Source organism: Azospirillum sp. OGB3, from assembly GCF_014192915.1.
Classification (GTDB): domain Bacteria; phylum Pseudomonadota; class Alphaproteobacteria; order Azospirillales; family Azospirillaceae; genus Azospirillum.
Window position 1 is genome coordinate 158,880 of record NZ_JACHYN010000013.1, and the last position, 18,603, is coordinate 177,482.

Annotated in this window: 17 protein-coding genes; 10 read left to right on the top strand and 7 right to left on the bottom strand. The window is 69.2% G+C overall.

Features of this window, described 5'->3' with window-relative positions; all coding sequences use genetic code 11:
• Nucleotides 1-24 precede the first annotated feature (24 nt).
• The 5 genes from pgeF to pth all read left to right on the top strand — a co-directional run bounded on the left by pgeF (nucleotide 25) and on the right by pth (nucleotide 4,132).
• A complete protein-coding gene (gene pgeF / locus FHW79_RS23095) occupies nucleotides 25-792 on the top strand; it encodes a peptidoglycan editing factor PgeF (protein ID WP_183181062.1) in 768 nt (255 codons plus the stop codon).
• Nucleotides 793-912: 120 nt separating this feature from the next.
• Nucleotides 913-1,377 (top strand): hemerythrin family protein, encoded by a 465-nt coding sequence (locus tag FHW79_RS23100; RefSeq protein ID WP_183181063.1) that lies wholly within the window; start codon nucleotides 913-915, stop codon nucleotides 1,375-1,377.
• A gap of 199 nt (nucleotides 1,378-1,576) precedes the next feature.
• The gene (locus FHW79_RS23105; RefSeq protein WP_014199935.1) at nucleotides 1,577-2,512 is read left to right on the top strand and encodes a ribose-phosphate pyrophosphokinase; all 936 of its coding nucleotides are present in this window, start codon (nucleotides 1,577-1,579) and stop codon (nucleotides 2,510-2,512) included.
• Between the two features lie 344 nt (nucleotides 2,513-2,856).
• Complete coding sequence (locus FHW79_RS23110; protein ID WP_183181064.1) at nucleotides 2,857-3,468, top strand: 50S ribosomal protein L25/general stress protein Ctc; 612 nt, start codon at nucleotides 2,857-2,859, stop codon at nucleotides 3,466-3,468.
• A gap of 88 nt (nucleotides 3,469-3,556) precedes the next feature.
• Complete coding sequence (pth, locus tag FHW79_RS23115; protein WP_109469403.1) at nucleotides 3,557-4,132, top strand: aminoacyl-tRNA hydrolase; 576 nt, start codon at nucleotides 3,557-3,559, stop codon at nucleotides 4,130-4,132.
• A gap of 18 nt (nucleotides 4,133-4,150) precedes the next feature.
• On the opposite strand, the gene yjfF is transcribed toward pth, so the two are convergent.
• The 7 genes from yjfF to FHW79_RS23150 form a co-directional block, all read right to left on the bottom strand.
• Entirely contained in the window at nucleotides 4,151-5,128 is a 978-nt protein-coding gene (gene yjfF, locus FHW79_RS23120; protein ID WP_183181065.1) for a galactofuranose ABC transporter, permease protein YjfF, read from the bottom strand.
• A gap of 4 nt (nucleotides 5,129-5,132) precedes the next feature.
• Nucleotides 5,133-6,173, bottom strand: a complete 1,041-nt coding sequence (locus FHW79_RS23125; RefSeq protein ID WP_183181066.1) for an ABC transporter permease — start codon at nucleotides 6,171-6,173, stop codon at nucleotides 5,133-5,135.
• Entirely contained in the window at nucleotides 6,170-7,720 is a 1,551-nt protein-coding gene (gene ytfR, locus FHW79_RS23130) for a galactofuranose ABC transporter, ATP-binding protein YtfR (RefSeq protein ID WP_183181067.1), read from the bottom strand. Before ytfR ends, FHW79_RS23125 begins: the two co-directional genes overlap by 4 nt.
• 38 nt (nucleotides 7,721-7,758) lie before the next feature.
• A complete protein-coding gene (gene ytfQ, locus FHW79_RS23135; protein WP_183181068.1) occupies nucleotides 7,759-8,724 on the bottom strand; it encodes a galactofuranose ABC transporter, galactofuranose-binding protein YtfQ in 966 nt (321 codons plus the stop codon).
• 176 nt (nucleotides 8,725-8,900) lie between these two features.
• Nucleotides 8,901-10,487, bottom strand: coding sequence for an aldehyde dehydrogenase (NADP(+)) (locus FHW79_RS23140; protein WP_247884554.1), 1,587 nt, complete (start codon nucleotides 10,485-10,487; stop codon nucleotides 8,901-8,903).
• 34 nt (nucleotides 10,488-10,521) lie between these two features.
• A complete protein-coding gene (locus tag FHW79_RS23145) occupies nucleotides 10,522-11,442 on the bottom strand; it encodes a dihydrodipicolinate synthase family protein (protein ID WP_183181069.1) in 921 nt (306 codons plus the stop codon).
• Between the two features lie 43 nt (nucleotides 11,443-11,485).
• A complete protein-coding gene (locus FHW79_RS23150) occupies nucleotides 11,486-12,370 on the bottom strand; it encodes an SMP-30/gluconolactonase/LRE family protein (RefSeq protein WP_183181070.1) in 885 nt (294 codons plus the stop codon).
• A 151-nt stretch (nucleotides 12,371-12,521) separates the two neighbouring features.
• Between FHW79_RS23150 and FHW79_RS23155 the strand changes: the two genes are divergently transcribed.
• From FHW79_RS23155 to FHW79_RS23175, 5 genes are all read left to right on the top strand, one after another.
• On the top strand, nucleotides 12,522-13,550 hold the full coding sequence (locus tag FHW79_RS23155; RefSeq protein WP_183181071.1) for a LysR family transcriptional regulator: 1,029 nt from the start codon (nucleotides 12,522-12,524) through the stop codon (nucleotides 13,548-13,550).
• Nucleotides 13,551-13,665: 115 nt separating this feature from the next.
• Nucleotides 13,666-14,742, top strand: a complete 1,077-nt coding sequence (gene chvE, locus FHW79_RS23160; RefSeq protein WP_183181072.1) for a multiple monosaccharide ABC transporter substrate-binding protein — start codon at nucleotides 13,666-13,668, stop codon at nucleotides 14,740-14,742.
• Between the two features lie 78 nt (nucleotides 14,743-14,820).
• Entirely contained in the window at nucleotides 14,821-16,404 is a 1,584-nt protein-coding gene (gene mmsA, locus FHW79_RS23165) for a multiple monosaccharide ABC transporter ATP-binding protein (protein WP_183181073.1), read from the top strand.
• Entirely contained in the window at nucleotides 16,401-17,612 is a 1,212-nt protein-coding gene (mmsB, locus tag FHW79_RS23170) for a multiple monosaccharide ABC transporter permease (protein ID WP_114858746.1), read from the top strand. The genes mmsA and mmsB overlap by 4 nt, the downstream gene beginning before the upstream one ends.
• Before the next feature lie 8 nt (nucleotides 17,613-17,620).
• A complete protein-coding gene (locus tag FHW79_RS23175; RefSeq protein ID WP_183181074.1) occupies nucleotides 17,621-18,598 on the top strand; it encodes a Gfo/Idh/MocA family oxidoreductase in 978 nt (325 codons plus the stop codon).
• The last annotated feature ends 5 nt before the right edge of the window (nucleotides 18,599-18,603 follow it).

Genomic DNA, 18,603 nt, shown 5'->3' on the forward strand with positions numbered 1-18,603 from the left:
TCGCGACAGCAAAGGGACGGGTTCGTGATTACGCTTGGCGCGCTGAACGACATCACCCACATCCGACACGCCTTCTTCACCCGCACCGGCGGCGTGTCGACGGGGCTGTACGCCTCGCTGAACGTCGGCTACGGGTCCGGGGACGCGCCCGCCGCCGTGGCGGAGAACCGCGCGCGCGCCGCGGCCCGCATGGACGTTCCGCCGGAGCGGCTCGTCACCTGCTATCAGGTGCACAGCCCGACCTGCGTCGCCGTCACCGAGCCCTGGACGCCCGATCAGGCGCCCCACGCCGACGCCATGGCGACCGACCGTCCGGGCATCGCGCTGGGCATCCTGACCGCCGACTGCGCCCCGGTGCTGTTCGCCGACGAGAAGGCCCGCGTCATCGGCGCCGCCCACGCCGGCTGGAAGGGCGCCAAGGGCGGCGTGTTGGAGGCGACCATCGCGCGGATGGAGGAGTTGGGCGCCAAGCGCAACCGCATTGTCGCCGCCATCGGCCCCTGCATCGCCCAGCGCTCCTACGAGGTCGGTCCGGAATTCCCCGCCTCCTTCCTGGATGAGGACCCGCGCAACCGCGATTACTTCGCGCCGGCCCGCCGCCCGGATCATTTCCTGTTCGATCTGGCCGGCTACATCACCCGCCGCCTGGGCGACACCGGGGTGGAGATCATCCAGCGCTGCCCCAACGACACGGTGGTCGAGGAGGATCGCTTCTTCAGCTACCGCCGGTCCTGCCTGCGCGGCGAGAAGGACTATGGGCGCGGCCTGTCGGCCATCGTCCTTCAGGGCTGACCACGCACAGAGAATCCTTCGCCTCAAAATTGTTCTTACCTCTGACTGATTGCGATACGACCCATTTCGGGTAAGATCAGTTCTCAATGGTTAGGACATTCCGGAGAGGGGGACGTCGGCATGACAATGGACGTGCACCGGGAGGAGACGCTGGGGGGCGAGGGGCGGAGCGACTGGCGCAGCGCGCGGATGGTGCTCGACAACGGCGGGCTGGACGCCGACCACCGGATGCAGCACGAGTTGATCCGCCGCTTCGTCGCCCTGCCGGGCGAGGAAGCCGAACGCAAGCCGGCGCTGGCCTTGCTGAACGAGCTGCGCCGCGTCTCCGTCCGCCATTTCCTGCGGGAGGAGCGGGTCCAGGCCTCGATGCGCTACCCGCATCTGGAGGAGCACAGGGCGCAGCACCGCCGGCTGGCCACCCTGCTGGACGACATCATCGGGCAGGTGGACGCCGAGGAGTCGGCCTTCGAGTACAGCTATGTGAAGGCCAAGGCGGACGAGCTTCTGCAATTCTGGTTCTTCGACCATTTCGTGAAGGCCGACCTGCCCATGAAATCGCACCTTGCGAAGTTCGCCGTGCGGTGATGCGCAAGCGTCCTGCCGCCACGCTTGCGCCATGCGGGAATCGCAGAGCCGGCTGGCTGCGGCGTCTTGAACCGCCCGTCATGGAACGTTTACATGGGTGCGGCCCTTTGTTATGGTCCGCCGCGTTTTCAAGGGGCGGCGTCGGCAAGGAACTGACGGGCGCACCGGAACCTATTCCCTGCAGAGAGAGCCGACTGCGATGAAGGTGCTTGCCGGCAACAGCAACCGTCCGCTGGCCGAGGCCATCTCCACCTGTCTCGGCGTGCCGCTGACCAAAGCGAGCATCCGCCGTTTTTCAGACATGGAGGTGTTCGTCGAAATCCTGGAGAACGTGCGCGGCGAAGACGTGTTCGTGGTCCAGTCGACGTCGTTCCCGGCCAACGACAACCTGATGGAGCTGCTGGTCACCATCGACGCCCTGCGTCGCGGGTCGGCCCGGCGCATCACGGCGGTCCTCCCCTACTACGGCTATGCGCGCCAGGACCGCAAGACGGGCCCGCGCACGCCGATCTCGGCCAAGCTGGTCGCCAACCTCATCACCCAGGCCGGCGCCAACCGCGTGCTGACCATGGACCTGCACGCGGGCCAGATCCAGGGCTTCTTCGACATCCCGACCGACAACCTGATGGCCGCCCCGGTGTTCGAGAAGGACATCCGCGCGACCTTCGAGGACATCGGCGAGGTGACGATGGTGTCGCCCGACGTCGGCGGCGTGGTGCGCGCCCGCTCGCTGGCCAAGCGGCTGGACGCCGATCTCGCCATCATCGACAAGCGGCGTGAGCGCGCCGGCGTGTCGGAGGTGATGAACATCATCGGCGACGTCAAGAACCGCCGCTGCATCCTGCTCGACGACATCGTGGATTCGGGCGGCACGCTGTGCAACGCCGCGGTGGCCCTGATGGACGCCGGCGCGAAGTCGGTCCACGCCTATTGCACCCACGGCGTCCTGTCCGGCGGTGCGGTGGCCCGCGTGGCCGTGTCGCCGCTGGAGCAGCTCGTCACCACCGACAGCATCCAGGCGACCGAGGCCGTGCGCGTGTCCCGCAACATCCGCCAGCTCACCATCGCCCCGCTGCTCGCCGACGCGATCACCCGCATCAGCGAGGAGCGTTCGGTGTCGAGCCTGTTCTCGTAACGGCATACCCGATCTTCGGACGGTGATGAACGGAGCGGCTTCGGCGGCTCCGTTTTTCATTTCCGGAAAGCCGCGCGGAGGGAAACAAGATTGACACGAACTTCACGGATCGGAGCACGGATTTCACGGAATTTGGCTTCCGCGCTTTCATCCGGAGCAACAAGATCCGTGTCATCCGTGTGTGATTCCGTGAAATCCGTGTCGATCTTGCCCGCGATTCCACGGCTCCACCCATGAGCCGGCCACTCCGCGCTTGACGCCGCGCCCCGCATGGCTTAATCACCGCGCCCACGCGTCAGCACCCCTGGAGGCTGGCGCTTTTTTCCGTTCAAGGAGTTCTTCCGATGACGCAGATCGTTCCGCTCAGCGCCGAAGCGCGCGACCGGGCCGGCAAGGGGACCGCCCGCCAGACCCGTCGTGATGGCCGTATCCCGGCCGTGATCTACGGTGGCAAGCAGGCCCCCATCATGATTTCGCTGGAGAAGTTCGCGTTCACCCGCGTTCTGAACCAGGCGGGCTTCTTCACGCACCTGTTCGACGTCACCGTCGATGGCGCCACCCACCGGGTCCTGCCGCGCGACGTGCAGTTCCATCCGGTCACCGACGTCCCGCTGCACGTCGACTTCCTGCGCGTCTCCGCCGACACCCGCACCACCGTGCAGGTTCCGGTCGAGTTCGTCGACCAGGAGAAGTCGCCGGGCCTGAAGCGCGGCGGCGTGCTCAACATCGTCCGCCACGAGCTGGACGTGACCGTCTCCGCCGGCAACATCCCGGAGCAGATCACGATCTCCTGCGAGGGCTACGACGTCGGCGATTCGATCCACATCTCGGCGGTGAAGCTGCCGGAGGGTGTCGCCTCGACCATCACCGACCGCGACTTCACGATCGCCACGATCGTTGCCCCGTCGGGCCTGAAGTCCGAAGAGGCCGAGAGCACCGAGGCCGCCGCTTCCTGATCGGAAGCCGCCTTTGGGGTTGCGACAGGGGGCTTCGGCCCCCTGTTTCGTTTCCGGCTTACGCCGTTCCGAGATGAGGAGATGCGCCATGCTGCTGCTGGTGGGATTGGGCAACCCTGGCGCCGAATACGCGCGCAACCGGCACAACATCGGCTTCATGGCGGTGGAGGAGATCGCCCGCCGTCACGGCTTCGGCCCCTGGCGCAAGCGCTTTCAGGGCCAGACCGCCGAGGGCACGATCGGCGGCGAGAAGGTGATCGCCCTGGAACCGCTGACCTTCATGAACCTGTCCGGCCAGTCGGTCACCGCGGCCGTCCAGTTCTTCAAGCTGAAGCCCGAGGACGTGGTCGTCATCCATGACGAGCTGGACCTCCCACCCGGCAAACTCCGGGTGAAGAAGGGCGGCGGGCATGGCGGGCACAACGGCCTGCGCTCCATCGACGCGCATCTCGGCAAGGAGTACTGGCGCATCCGCCTGGGCATCGGGCATCCGGGCGACAAGGACCGGGTCAGCGGCTATGTGCTGCACGATTTCGCCAAGGCCGAGCAGAGCTGGCTCGACCCGCTGATTGACGCCGTCGCCGACGCCTTCCCGCTGGTCGTCAAGGGACAGGCGGAGAACTTCATGAACAAGGTCACCCTGGCGACCGCGCCCGCCAAATAGCCCCCCGCACCGGCAGGATCACGCCTCCGCCGGGGCGCCGCCGCGGCCGGTCCAGACCGCCAGCAGGCCCTTCTGCAGCAGGATGAAGACGAACAGCAGGACGCCGATGGCGATCTTCGTCCACCAGCTGCTCAGGCTGCCGTCGAAGGTGATGTAGGTCTGGATCAGCCCCTGGATCAGCACGCCGATGAAGGTGCCGATCACGTAGCCGTAGCCGCCGGTCAACTGGGTGCCGCCGATCACCACCGCGGTGATGGTGTCCAGCTCCACCCCGGTCGCCGCCAGCGAGTAGCCGGCTCCGGTGTAGAGCGAGAAGACGATCCCCGCCAGCCCGGCCAGCAACCCGGACAGGGCGTAGACCGCCACGGTGGTGCGGCCCACCGGCACCCCCATCAGCTCTGCCGACTGGCGGTTGCCGCCGAGCGCGTAGAGGTTGGCGCCGAAGCGCGTCCAATGGGCGCAGACCACCGCGGCGGCGACCACCCCCAGCATCAGCAGCGCCGGGAGGGTCAGCTTCCCCCCACCGTCGAAGCGCAGCGCCAGATCGCCCAGCTCGGCGTAGAGCGGGTGGTTGATCGGGATGGAATCGGTGCTCAGCACGAAGCCGAGGCCGCGGGCGACGAACATGCCGGCCAGCGTGACGATGAAAGGCGGCATCTGGAAGACGTGGATGACGGCGCCCATTGCCGCCCCGAAGCCGCCGGCCACCGCCAGCGCCACGGCGAAGGCGGAGACGGGGTGCCAGCCGCCCTGCTCGATCAGCACCGCCAGCAGCACGGTGGTGAAGCCGATCACCGCCCCCACCGACAGGTCGATGCCCCCCGACAGGATCACGAAGGTCATGCCGACCGCCGTGATGCCGAGGAAGGCGTTGTCGGTCAGCAGGTTGCCGACGACCCGCAACGAGGCGAAGGCGGGGAACTGCGCGGCGCAGAGCAGGAAGCCGACCACCAGGACAGCGCTGGTCACCAGCAGGGGAAGGAAACGGTGGATCATGACGTCACGCTCCCGCGCTCGGGCTTGGGCTCTCGGGCTTGGCCGGCGGCCGGATTGGCCGGGGACTTGCCGGACGCGGCAGGAACAGCGTCAGGGTCGGCGACTGCAGCAGCAGGACGACCATCAGGACTCCCGCCTTGACGATCAGGTTGAACTCCGGCTTGAAACCGCTCAGCAGGATGCCGGTGTTCATCGCCTGGAGGATCAGCGCCCCGACCACGGACCGCAGCAGCCCGAACCGGCCGCCGAGCAGGGACGTGCCGCCGACCACCACCGCCAGGATGGCGTCCAGCTCCAGCCATAGTCCGGCGTTGTTGGCGTCGGCGCCGCGGATGTCGGCGGCGACCACCAGACCGGCAACGGCGGCGCACAGGCCGCACCAGACATAGACGGCGACCAGGACGACGGGCGTGTTGACGCCCGCCCCGGCGCTGGACAGCTGGTTGACGCCGACTGCCTCGATCATCAGCCCCAGCGCGGTCATCCGGACCAGCAGCGCGGTCACCCCCAGCAGGACGGCGGTGATGACCACCGGCATCGGCACAGTCAGGAAGGACCCGCTGCCGATGAAGGCGAGGCCGGGGCTGGTGAAGGTGACGATCTGCCCCTCGGTGACCAACTGGGCGATGCCGCGGCCGGCGACCATCAGGATCAGCGTGGCGATGATCGGCTGGATGCGCAGGACCGCCACCAGCAGCCCGTTCCACAGCCCGCAGAGCAGGCCGGCGCCCAGCGACGCTGCCAGCACCGGGGCCAAGCCCCAGCCCGCTTGGGTCAGGGTGGCGGCGACCGCGCCGGAGATCGCCATCACCGCCCCCACCGACAGATCGACGCCGCGGGTGGCGATGACCATGGTCATGCCGATGGCGAGCAGCGCCACCGGGGCGCCGCGGTTCAGCACGTCGATCAGGCTGCCGAACAGCCGGCCGTCCTGAAGGCGGATGGAGAAGAAGTCGGGGAAGAGCAGCCAGTTGGCCAGCAGCACGGCGGCCAGCGCGCCGTATTGCGGCAGGTTGCGCGACGGGCCGGGGGCCGGCCGCGTCATGGGCGGGGCTCCACGGGAACGGGCTCCGACGCGATGGCGGCGACGATGCGGTCCACGGCGACCTCCCCTCCCCTCAGCTCCGCCACATGGCGGCGGTCGCGCAGCACGACGACGCGGCGGCTGTAGGCGACGATCTCCTCCAGCTCCGACGAGACGACCAGCAGGGCCATGCCGTCGGCGCACAGCCGCTCGATCAGGCGGATGATCTCGGCGTGGGCACCGACGTCGATGCCGCGCGTCGGCTCGTCGAGGATCAGCAGGCGCGGCTCGGTCGCCAGCCAGCGGGCCAGCAGCGCCTTCTGCTGGTTGCCGCCGGACAGCAGCTGGATCGGCTGCTCCGCGTGCGGCGTGCGGATGTCGAGCAGGCGGATGAAGCGGTCGGCGATCTCCTCCTGGCGGCGGCGCGGGATCGGCCGCAGCCAGCCCTGGCGGGCCTGGAGCGCCAGGATGATGTTCTCGCGCACCGACAGCGCGCCGACGATGCCCTCCTTCTTGCGGTCCTCCGGGCAAAAGCCGAAGCCGAGCCGGATGGCGTCGCGCGGCCCGCGCAGCCGCACCGCTTGACCGTCCACCGCCGCCTCGCCGCGGTCGGCGCGGTCCATGCCGAAGACCAGCCGCGCCGTCTCCGTCCGTCCGGAGCCGAGCAGCCCGGCGAGCCCGACCACCTCGCCGGGGCGGATGTCGAGGTCGAAGGGCTCGACGCTGCGCGCCTTGCCGTAGCCGCGGAAGCGGACCAGCGGCGGCCGAGCGTCCTCCTCCCCGTCGTTCCCCGGCGGGGCGATGCGGTGGGCTGCCGCCTCCAACTCCCGCCCCAGCATCATGGCGACGAGATCGAGGCGCGGCAGCTCCGCGGTGCGCCGCTCCCCGACCAGAAGGCCGTTGCGCAGCACGGTGATGCGGTCGCACAGCGCGTAGACTTGGTCGAGGAAATGGGTGACGAAGACGATGCCGATGCCACGCGAGCGCAGGGTCCGCATCACCTTGAACAGGACCGCCACCTCCTGCGCGTCGAGGCTGGCGGTCGGCTCGTCGAGGATCAGCACCTTGGCCGACATGTCCACTGCGCGGGCGATAGCGACGATCTGCTGCGTCGCCACCGAGAAGCGGCCGAGCGGCGCCGTCACGTCCAGGGACAGGCCGTAGGGGATCAGCACCGCCCGCGCCCGCCGCCGCATGGCGCCGCGGTCAACCAAGCCGAATCGCATCGGCTGGCGGCCAAGGAACAGGTTCTCCGCCACCGACAGGTTCGGCAGCAGGTTCACCTCCTGGTACACGGTGCCGATGTGCAGGCGTTGCGCCTCCTCCACGCCGCGGGGGGCGATGGCCCGCCCTTCCAGCGTCACGGTGCCGGCGTCGCGCTGGTAGACGCCGGTCAGCGTCTTGATCAGCGTCGACTTGCCGGCGCCGTTCTCGCCGAGCAGCGCGTGGATCTCGCCGTGGCGCACGGTGAAATCGACGCCGTCGAGCGCCTGGACGCCCAGGAAGGCCTTGGACAGGCCGCGCACCGCCAGCAGCGGCGGCGACGCGGTGGGGGTGGGGTCCGTCATGCGGGGGGCCTCGCCGGCGGTGCCGTGGGACGGCCGGGTCAGTAGGCGTCCTTGCGGCGTTCGTACTCGGCCTTGGCGGTGTCGGGGGTGAACAGCGCCGATTCCGTCTGGATCCATTTCGGCGGCGCCTTGCCGTCCTTCTTGAACGCGACCAGGGCATCGAAGGCCGGGCCGGCCATGTTCGGCGTCAGCTCCACGGTCGCGTTCGCCTCTCCCTCGGCCATCGCCTTGAAGATGTCGGGCACGCCGTCGATGGACACGACCAGGATGTCCTTGCCCGGCTTCAGCCCGGCCTCCTTGATCGCCTGGATGGCGCCGACTGCCATGTCGTCGTTGTGGGCGTAAACCGCGCAGATGCCCTTGCCGCCGTTCTCCGCCTTGATGAAGCTCTCCATCACCTCCTTGCCCTTGGCGCGGGTGAAGTCGCCGGACTGGGTGCGGACGATCTTCATGCCGGAGTTCTTGGCGACGACCTCGTCGAAGCCCTTCTTGCGGTTGATGGCGGGGGAGGAGCCGACGGTGCCCTGGAGTTCCACCACGTTGCAGGTGCCGCCGGTCTGCTTGGCCAGCCATTCGCCGGCGACCCGGCCCTCAAGCACCGTGTCGGAGGTGACGGCGGTCATGTAGAGGCCGGGGTCGCGGGTCTCGATCTGGCGGTCGAGCAGGACGACCGGGATCTTCGCCTCCTTGGCCTCCTTCAGCACCGAATCCCAGCCGGTCGCCACCACGGGCGCGATGAAGATGGCGTCCACCCCCTGGGCGACGAAGGAGCGCACGGCCTTGATCTGGTTCTCCTGCTTCTGCTGGGCGTCGGAGATCTTCAGGTCGATCCCGCGCTTCTCGGCCTCCGCCTTGGCGGTCTTGGTCTCGGCGGCGCGCCAGCCCGATTCCGAGCCGATCTGCGAGAAGCCAACCACCAGCTTCTTGTCGGCGGCCTGCGCACCGCCGAGCCCGATCAACAAGGCCGCGGCGGCAGCGGCGGAGATCAGCCATGTCCTGGACATACCGTTTCACTCCCCTGGGGTGTCTTGTCATCGATCCGGGCGGCGCCCGTTCGCATCTGTTCGTTGCGCCAACATTAGGCGCCGAAAACCATATCTGTCCAATACGATTCTCGACCGAAGCGATATCCAAACCGGCATGATCGCCCGATGCGGGCAAAGCGTTGCCGATCCTCCTCTCAGCCCCGTCCGGGCACGCCGTCGATCCGCCGCCACAGGCCGAGCGGGTTGCCGTCGCGCAGCGCCTCCGGGAGCAGGGCGGCGGGGATGTCCTGGTAGCAGACCGGACGCAAGAAGCGCCGGATCGCCAAGGTCCCGACCGAGGTGGTCCGGCTGTCGGAGGTCGCCGGGAAGGGGCCGCCATGCACCATGGCGTGGCAGACCTCGACGCCGGTCGGCCAGCCGTTGGCCAGGATGCGGCCCGCCTTGCGCTCCAGCGTCGGCAGCAGCGCCGCCACGGCATCGCCGTCCGCCGGTTCCATCTGCACGGTCGCAGTGAGCTGGCCCTCCAGCCGCTCGGCGACGGTCCGCATCGCCGCGACGTCCGGGCAACGGATCAGCAGCGACGCCGCCCCGAACACCTCGTCCTGCAGGGCCGTGTCGGCGAGGAAGGCGTCGGCCGTCGTGCCGAACAGGGCGGCCTGCGCCTGGTTGGGGCCGGAACAGGCCAGCCCGCGGGCGAGCGTTGCCACGGCGGCGCTGCCGGACAGCCGCGCCACCCCCGAATCATAGGCAGCCTGGATGGCCGGGGTCAGCATGGTCGCGGCGGCGCTGCCGCCCAGCGCGCCCACCGCGGCGGCCAGGAAGCGGTCGAGGTCCGGCCCGTCGACGCCCAGCAGGATGCCGGGGTTGGTGCAGAATTGGCCGGCGCCCATGGTCAGCGAGGCCACGAAGCCCTTGCCCAGCGCCTCCGCCCGCGCGGCCAGCGCCGCCGGCATCAGGAAGACCGGGTTGATGCTGCTCATCTCCGCATAGACCGGGATCGGCTCGGGCCGGCGGGCCGCCGCTTCCATCAGGGCAAGGCCGCCGCCGCGCGAACCGGTGAAGCCCACCGCCTTGATGCGCGGGTCGGACACCAGCGCCGTTCCGATGGGGTTGCCGACGCCGAACAGCAGCGAGAAGACGCCCTCGGGCAACCCGCAGGAGGCCACCGCTGCCTGGAGGGCCCGGCCGACCAGCTCCGACGTGCCGGGATGGGCGGAATGGCCCTTGACCACCACCGGGCAGCCGGCGGCCAACGCGGAGGCGGTGTCGCCGCCCGCCACCGAGAAGGCCAGCGGGAAATTGGACGCGCCGAACACCGCGACCGGGCCGAGCGGGATGTGGCGCTGCCGGACGTCGGGGCGCGGCAGCGGCTTGCGGTCCGGCTGAGCTGGGTCGATGCGGGCCTCCAGCCAGCCGCCCTCGCGCACCGTCTGGGCGAACAGGCGGAGCTGGCCAACGGTGCGTCCGCGCTCCCCCTCCAGCCGCGGGCGCGGCAGGCCGCTCTCGGCCATGGCGCGGACGATCAATTCGTCGCCGAGGTCGAGGATGTTCGCGGCGATGGTCTCCAGGAAGGCGGCCCGCGCCTCCAGCCCGGTCTCGCGGAAGGCGTCGAAGGCGGCCCAGGCCAGCGCGCAGGCGCGCTCGACCTCCGCCGCCCCACCGCCGCCGAAGACCGGCTCCAGTTCCGCGCCGGTGGCGGGATCGACGGCGCGGAAGGCGCCGTCGGAGCCGCGGTGGCTGTGGGCGCCGATCAGCATCTCGCCGGTGATGGTCGTCATCATGGGTCTCCCGGTTTGGCGAGGGGTGGCGCCGTTCTCAGCGCGCCCAGCGCAGGACCAGCGGGTCGAGGCGGCGGGCGGCGTCGAGCAGGCCGGCGCGGCTGGCCGGGTGCGGGTCCGCTAGCGGGTGGCGCACGGAGTCGCAGGCGATGATGCCGCCCTCCTTCATCAGGATCTTGGCGGTGGCGAGGCCGCATTGCCGGTTCTCGTGGTTGATCAGCGGCAGCCAGCGCCCGTAGGCCGCCACCGCCGCCTCGCGGTCGCCGGCCAGGAAGGGGTCGATGATCTGGCGGATGCCGTCGGGATAGCCGCCGCCCGTCATGGCGCCGGTCGCCCCGGCGTCGAGGTCGGCCAGCAGGGTGATCGCCTCCTCGCCGTCCCACGGCCCTTCGATGGCGTCGCCGCCCAGCTCGATCAGTCGGCGCAGCTTGGCGGCGGCCTGCGGCACCTCGATTTTGAAGTAGGCGACGTTGGCGATCTCCTGCGCCATGCGGGCCAGCAGCTCCGCCGACAGCGCGGTGCCGCTGACCGGAGCATCCTGGATCATGATCGGGATGTCGATGGCGTCGGACACCCGCTGGAAGAAGGCGGTGATGCCCGCCTCGGGCACGCGGATGGTGGCGCCGTGGTAGGGCGGCATGACCATCACCATGGCGGCCCCCAGCTCCTGGGCGCGGCGGCTGCGCGCGGCGCAGGCGGCGGTGCTGAAATGGGTGGTGGTCACGATGACCGGCACCCGCCCGGCGACGTGGCCGAGGATGGTCTCCATCAGCAACTCGCGCTCTGCGTCGGTCAGCACGAACTGCTCGGAGAAGTTGGCGAGGATGCACAGGCCGTCGGAGCCGGCGTCGATCATGAAATCGACGCAGCGCGTCTGCCCGGCGAGGTCGAGGTTCCCCGTCTCGGTGAAGATGGTGGGAACGACGGGGAACACTCCCCGGTAGGGGCGGGAGACCATGGCCGTGAAGTCCTTCTGACGGGTCGGTTTGCGGAGAGGCCGGTCAGCCCGGCGGACGCCCGAAGCGGCCGGGCGGAAGGCCGCGCACGCCGCCGGGATCGCACTCGAACAGCGCGCCGGCCAGTGGTTCGTCGGGGCGGCCATGCGCCGCGGTGGTCACGAACAGCCGGTCGAGGGCGGGACCGGCGAAGACGCAGGAGGTGACCCGTGACACCGGCAGCGCGATCGCGCGGTCCAGCGTGCCGTCTGGCCGGAAGCGGCTGACCCGCCCGCCGTCCCAATGAGCCACCCATAGGCCGCCCTCGGCGTCGCAGGTCATGCCGTCGGGATAGCCGTCGCCCTCGGTGAAGCGGATGTGGGTTCGCTTGCCGGACAACTGTCCCGCGTCGTCGACATCGAAGGCGTGGATCGTCCGCGCCGCGCTGTCGGTGTGGTAGAGCGTCCGCCCGTCCGGGGACAGGGCCGGGCCGTTGGCGACGGTGTAGCCTTCGTCCACGCGCGCGATCGAGCCATCGGGGTCGAGCCGGTGGAAGGCGCCGGACGGCGCTTCCTCCCCATCGTCCATGCTGCCGATCCACAGGCGCCCCTGCGCGTCGGCCTTGGCGTCGTTCAGCCGGTTGCCCGGCCGGTCGGGGTCGATCCGCGCCAGTTCCCCGGCGATCACCGCGCGGCCCGGCTCCAACCGCAGGCGGACCACCCGGCGCGAGCGCAGCCCGGCGATGAAGCCATCACCATCGGCGCATTCCACCAGCCAGCAGGCCGCATCCTCCAGCGCCCAGTCCATTTGGGTCCCGTCGTGGAGCCCGTGGCGCAGAATCCGCGATCCGTGGATATCGACGAAGAAGACCGCGCCCTGCCCCGGCGACCACAGCGGGCCTTCGCCCAGAAGCGCCCGGGCGGGCCAGACGCAACGAACCTCCTGCGGCATGCCGTTTCGCCTCCCCCTCGCGGTCCCGTTCCGAATTTTGTTGACCATGCCAACAATAGAGGGCGTTCTGATACGCGTCCAATACGAATATCGGCGCCGGCGATACGAGATTTCGTATGTTGGCGCCGTCGCCAGACCGGAGGCCCCGCCCGTGACCCCGCACCGTTTCCCGGCCAACTGGTTCCTCAAGGCCCGGCTGAAGCTGCGCCATCTCCAGCTCTTCGTGGCGCTGGACGAGCACCGCAACCTGCACCGCGCCGCCGCCAGCCTGACCATGTCGCAGCCGGCCGCCTCGAAGCTGCTGGGCGATCTGGAGGAGTCGCTGGGCGTCGCCCTGTTCGAACGCCATGGCCGCGGCGTCGAGCCGAACTGGTACGGCGGCCTGATGATCCGCCACGCGCGGGCGATCCTCAGCGGCCTGCAGGAGGCGGGGGAGGAGCTGAACGACCTGCTGGCCGGCCACAGCGGCAGCGTCTCCATCGGCACGGTGATGGCCCCGGCGGTGGAGCTGGTGGTGCCGGTGATCACCACGCTGACCCGCGACCACCCCGACCTGAAGATCGCCGTGGCGGTGGAGACCAGCGACGTGCTGGCCGAGCGGGTGCAGCAGGGCGTGATGGATTTCGCGGTCGGCCGCCTGCCCGGCCACGTCGACGCCGCGTGCTTCGAGTATCAGGAGATCAGCAGCGAGGAGCTGTGCTTCGTCTGCCGCGACGGCCACCCGCTGCTGCGGCTCGGCCGCCCGCTGACCGCCGCCGATCTGGTGGACGCCACCTGGATTCTCCAGCCGCTGGGCAGCCTGCTGCGCAGCCGGGTCGAGGCGCTGTTCCGCGCCGAGGGGGTTCCACCGCCGCGCAAGGTGATCGAAAGCGCCTCCCCCGTCATTTCCCTGGCGATGGTGGCCGAGAATGATTCGGTCACCGTCTTCGCCCGCGCGCTCGCCCAGGTGTTCTCGCCGACCGGCAGCTGCACCATCGTGCCCTTCCACAAACGCTTCAGCGTCGAGCCCTACGGCATTTTCTGGCTGAAGGACCGCCCGCTGTCGCCGGGTGCCCGCACCGCCCTGGCCGCCCTGCGGGCGGCGTCCGACGCGAAGATGCGCCGTGCGCTGGAAACGCCGCAGCCGGGTCCTTCAAGCGATATACAAATGCATATGAATTCCGCCGATAATCGTATTTGACAGTTATGGTTTTTCGGCCGATTGCTAGCCTTACAAACATTGCGCCACCCGACACCCGTTCAAGAGCCGCGGGTGTGGCCAACCCGGTGCCGCAGAAGGGGGAGGAAATCGGCCCATGTCTTCTTCATTCACGACCACACTGGCCGGGATGGCCGTCGGCGTGCTGGCCCTCACCGTTGCCGCCACGCCGACGCTGGCGCAGGACAAGCCCACCGTCGGCATCGCGATGCCCACCAAATCCTCGGCCCGCTGGATCGACGACGGCAACAACATGGTCAAGCAGTTCCAGGCCAAGGGCTACAAGACCGACCTGCAGTACGCCGAGGACGACATCCCCAACCAGCTCGCCCAGATCGAGACGATGGTCGCCAAGAACAGCAAGGTTCTGGTGATCGCCGCCATCGACGGCACGACGCTGACCGACGTGCTCCAGCAGGCCAAGGACCGCGGCGTCAAGGTCATCGCCTACGACCGGCTGATCCGGGGGTCGGAGAATGTCGACTATTATGCGACCTTCGACAATTTCCAGGTCGGCGTGCTGCAGGGCAGCTACATCGTCGACGCGCTGGGCCTGAAGGACGGCAAGGGTCCCTTCAACATCGAGCTGTTCGGCGGCTCCCCCGACGACAACAACGCCTACTTCTTCTACAACGGCGCCATGTCGGTGCTGCAGCCCCACATCGACAGCGGCAAGCTGAAGGTGGGCAGCGGTCAGGTGGGGATGGACAAGGTGTCCACCCTGCGCTGGGACGGCGCCACCGCCCAGGCCCGCATGGACAATCTGCTGAGCGCCTTCTACGGCAACCGCCGCGTCGACGCCGTGCTGTCGCCCTACGACGGGATCAGCATCGGCATCATCTCCTCACTGAAGGGGGTCGGCTACGGCTCGCCGTCGCAGCCGATGCCGGTGGTGACCGGGCAGGACGCCGAGGTGCCCTCGATCAAGTCGATCCTGGCGGGCGAGCAGCGCGCCACCGTCTTCAAGGACACCCGCGAGCTGGCCCGGGTCACGGTGGAGATGGTCGACGCGGTGCTGGGCGGCGGCACGCCGCCGGTCAACGACACCAAGACCTACGACAACGGCAAGAAGGTCGTTCCGGCCTACCTGCTGAAACCGGTCAGCGTGGACGCGTCGAACTGGAAGAGCACGCTGGTCGACAGCGGCTACTACACCGAAGCCCAGTTCAAGTGACGAAGCGGCGCGGGGCGGACGCCAAGCGGCGCCCCCCGCCATCAGCCTGAGGTTCGACCGGGCGATCGGAGGATTCCCATGGACTCCATCCTGGAGCGGTCCAGTCTGGCGATGCCGATCCTGGAAATGAAGGGCATCACCAAGACGTTTCCCGGCGTGAAGGCGCTGGACGACGTCAACCTGTCGGTCCGCGAGGGCGAGATCCACGCGCTGATCGGCGAGAACGGCGCCGGCAAGTCGACGCTGATGAAGGTGCTGAGCGGGGTCTACCCGCAAGGCAGCTTCGACGGCGAGATCCGATTCCGCGGCCAGCCGCAGGCCTTCCGCGGCATCGCCGACAGCGAGCGGCTGGGCATCATCATCATTCACCAGGAGTTGGCGCTCGTCCCCCTGCTGTCGATCACCGAGAACCTGTTCCTCGGCAACGAGCAGGCGAGCCGCGGGGTGATCGACTGGGACGCCGCCACCCTGCGGGCGCGGGAACTGCTGCGGCTGGTCGGGCTGCACGACCCGCCTGAGACCCTGATCACCGACATCGGCGTCGGCAAGCAGCAGCTCGTGGAGATTGCCAAGGCGCTGTCCAAGGAGGTCAAGCTGCTGATCCTGGACGAGCCGACCGCCAGCCTGAACGAGAGCGACAGCGACGCCCTGCTGGAACTGCTGCTGCAATTCAAGGCGCGCGGGATCGCCTCCATCCTCATCTCGCACAAGCTGAACGAGATCGCCAAGGTCGCCGACCGGGTGACCATCCTGCGCGACGGCACGACGGTGGAGACGCTGGATTGCCGCGAGGCGGTGGTCAGCCAGGACCGCATCATCCGCGGCATGGTCGGGCGCGCCCTGTCGGACCGCTATCCCCGGCGGACCACCATGCCCGGCGAGGTGCTGTTCGAGGTGAAGGGGTGGAGCGCCGACCACCCGGCCCATCCCGGCCGGCGCGTCGTCCGCGACGTCAACCTGACCGTCCGCCGCGGCGAGGTGGTGGGCATCGCCGGGCTGATGGGCGCCGGCCGCACCGAGTTCGCGATGAGCCTGTTCGGCCGCTCCTACGGCCGCAACATCCGCGGGCAGGCCTTCCTCGACGGGCGGGAGATCGACGTCTCCACCATCAGCCGGGCCATGGCGAACGGCCTCGCCTACGCGACGGAGGACCGCAAGCATCTCGGCCTCGTGCTCGACAACGACATCCGCCACAACGTCACGCTGGCAAACCTGAAAGGGGTGGCGAAACGCTGGGTCATCGACCATGAGCACGAGGTCCAGGTGGCCGAGGAGTTCCGGCGCCGGCTGCGCATCCGCTGCGCCGACGTGTTCCAGGAGACGGTCAACCTGTCGGGCGGCAACCAGCAGAAGGTCGTGCTCAGCAAATGGCTGTTCGCCGACCCGCAGGTGCTGATCCTCGACGAGCCGACCCGCGGCATCGACGTCGGCGCCAAGTATGAGATCTACACCATCATCAACCAGCTGGTCGCCGAGGGCCGGGGCGTCGTCCTGATCTCCTCGGAGATGCCGGAGCTGCTGGGCGTCGCCGACCGCATCTATGTGATGAACGCCGGCGAAATGGTCGCCGAGATGCCGGCGGCCGAGGCCAGCCAGGAGAAGATCATGGGGGCGATCATGCGCTCCGGCGAGACGCTGATGTCCGGGGAGGCTCTGCCATGAGTGCCGAACTCAACCTTCCGGCGCGCGGCCCGCGGGTGTCCATGGGACGGTTCGTGAAGGCGCACATGCGCGAGTACGGCATGCTGCTGTCGCTGGTCGCCATCGTCCTGTTCTTCCAGTACATGACCGACGGCACGCTGCTGCAGCCGCTGAACCTGACCAACCTCGTGCTGCAGAACAGCTACATCGTCATCATGGCGCTGGGCATGCTGCTGGTGATCGTCGCCGGGCACATCGACCTGTCGGTGGGCTCGGTCGTCGCCCTCATCGGCGCGCTGGCGGCGACGCTGATGGTGCGGCTCCACCTGGATTTCGTCACCACGACGCTGCTGTGCCTGCTGGCCGGGGCGGCGATCGGGGCGGTTCAGGGCTTCTGGGTCGCCTATCTGCGCATCCCCTCCTTCATCGTGACGCTGGCCGGCATGCTGGTCTTCCGCGGCCTGTGCCTGATCCTGCTGGCCGGCCAGTCGGTCGGTCCCTTCCCGGTGGAGTTCCAGCGTCTCAGCTCCGGCTTCATCCCCGACTTCCTGGCGCTCGACGCCCTCAACCTGGGCAAGTTCCACCTGACCAGCCTGCTGCTCTGCGCGGCCGTGGCCGCCGCGATGGTGGCGATGAACACCAGGGCGCGCCTGCGCCGGCAGAGCGTCGCCATCGAGCAGGAGCCGCTGCCGCTGTTCGTGGCGAAGAACGTCGCGCTGGCCGCCGTGCTGATCTATGTCGGGCAATTGATGGCCTCCTACCGCGGCCTGCCCAACGTGCTGATCATCATGAGCGTGCTGATCGCGCTCTACAGCTTCGTCACCCGCAACACCACGGTGGGGCGGCGCGTCTACGCGCTGGGCGGCAACGAGAAGGCGGCCAAGCTGTCCGGCATCGACACCCGGCGGCTCAGCTTCTACACCTTCGTCAACATGGGGGTGCTGGCGGCACTGGCCGGGCTGATCTTCGCAGCAAGGCTGAACACCGCCACGCCGAAGGCCGGCGTCTCGTTCGAGCTGGACGTGATCGCCGCCTGCTTCATCGGCGGCGCCTCGGCGTCGGGCGGGGTGGGCCGGGTGACCGGTGCGGTGATCGGCGCCTTCATCATGGGCGTGATGAACAACGGCATGTCGATCCTGGGCATCGGCATCGACTGGCAGCAGGTCATCAAGGGGATGGTGCTGCTCGCCGCCGTGACCATCGACGTCTACAACAAGAACAAGGCGTGAGGACCGTCATGACCCGTCCCGCCCCCCCTCCCCCAACCCCCCTCACCCTCGGCATCGTCGGCTTCGGCAAGATCGCCCGCGACCAGCATGTCCCGGCCATCGCCGCCACCGGCCTGTTCCGCCTCGCCGCGGTGGTCAGCCCGCACGGCGCCTCCCTGAAGGAGGCCGGGCTCGGCAACGTGCCGGTCTTCCGCAGCCAGGCGGAGATGCTGGCCGCCCTGCCCGGCCTCGACGCCGTGGCGATCTGCACGCCGCCCGCCGTCCGCCACGCCCTGACGGTGGAGGCACTGCGCGCCGGCAAGCATGTCCTGATCGAGAAGCCGCCGGCCGCCACCCTGACGGAGCTGCGCCTGCTGCTCGACGCGGCGGAGGGGGCCAAGCGCACGCTGTTCGCCGCCTGGCACTCCCGCTTCAACGCGGCGGTGGAAGAGACGCGGCGGCGGCTGGCCGGCGCCACTGTCCGCAACGTTGCCATCACCTGGAAGGAGGACGTGCGGCGCTGGCACCCCGGCCAGGACTGGATCTTCGCGGCCGGCGGCTTCGGCGTCTTCGATCCGGGCATCAACGCCCTGTCGATCCTGACCGAAATCCTGCCGGCGCCCGTCGTCGTCCGCGACGCCGAACTGCGGGTCCCCGCCAACCGCGACACGCCCATCGCCGCGACGCTGAGGATGGAAGGGGCTGCGGGCTCCGCCGTCGGGACGGTGACGGCCGCCTTCGACTTCCTCCAGGAGGGCGAGCAGACCTGGACCATCGTCATCGAGACAGATAGCGGACGGCTTGACCTGACCCACGGCGGCACGCGGCTGAGCGTGGACAGCGTGCCCGTGCTGGCCGAGCCCGACTCCGAGTACCAGGGCATCTACCGCCGCTTCCACCATCTGATCGCGGACGCGGCCGGCGACGTCGACGCCCGTCCGCTGCAACTGGTCGCCGACGCCTGTCTGGTCGGGCGCTGGCGCACCACCGACGCCTTCCACTGGTAAGCCAC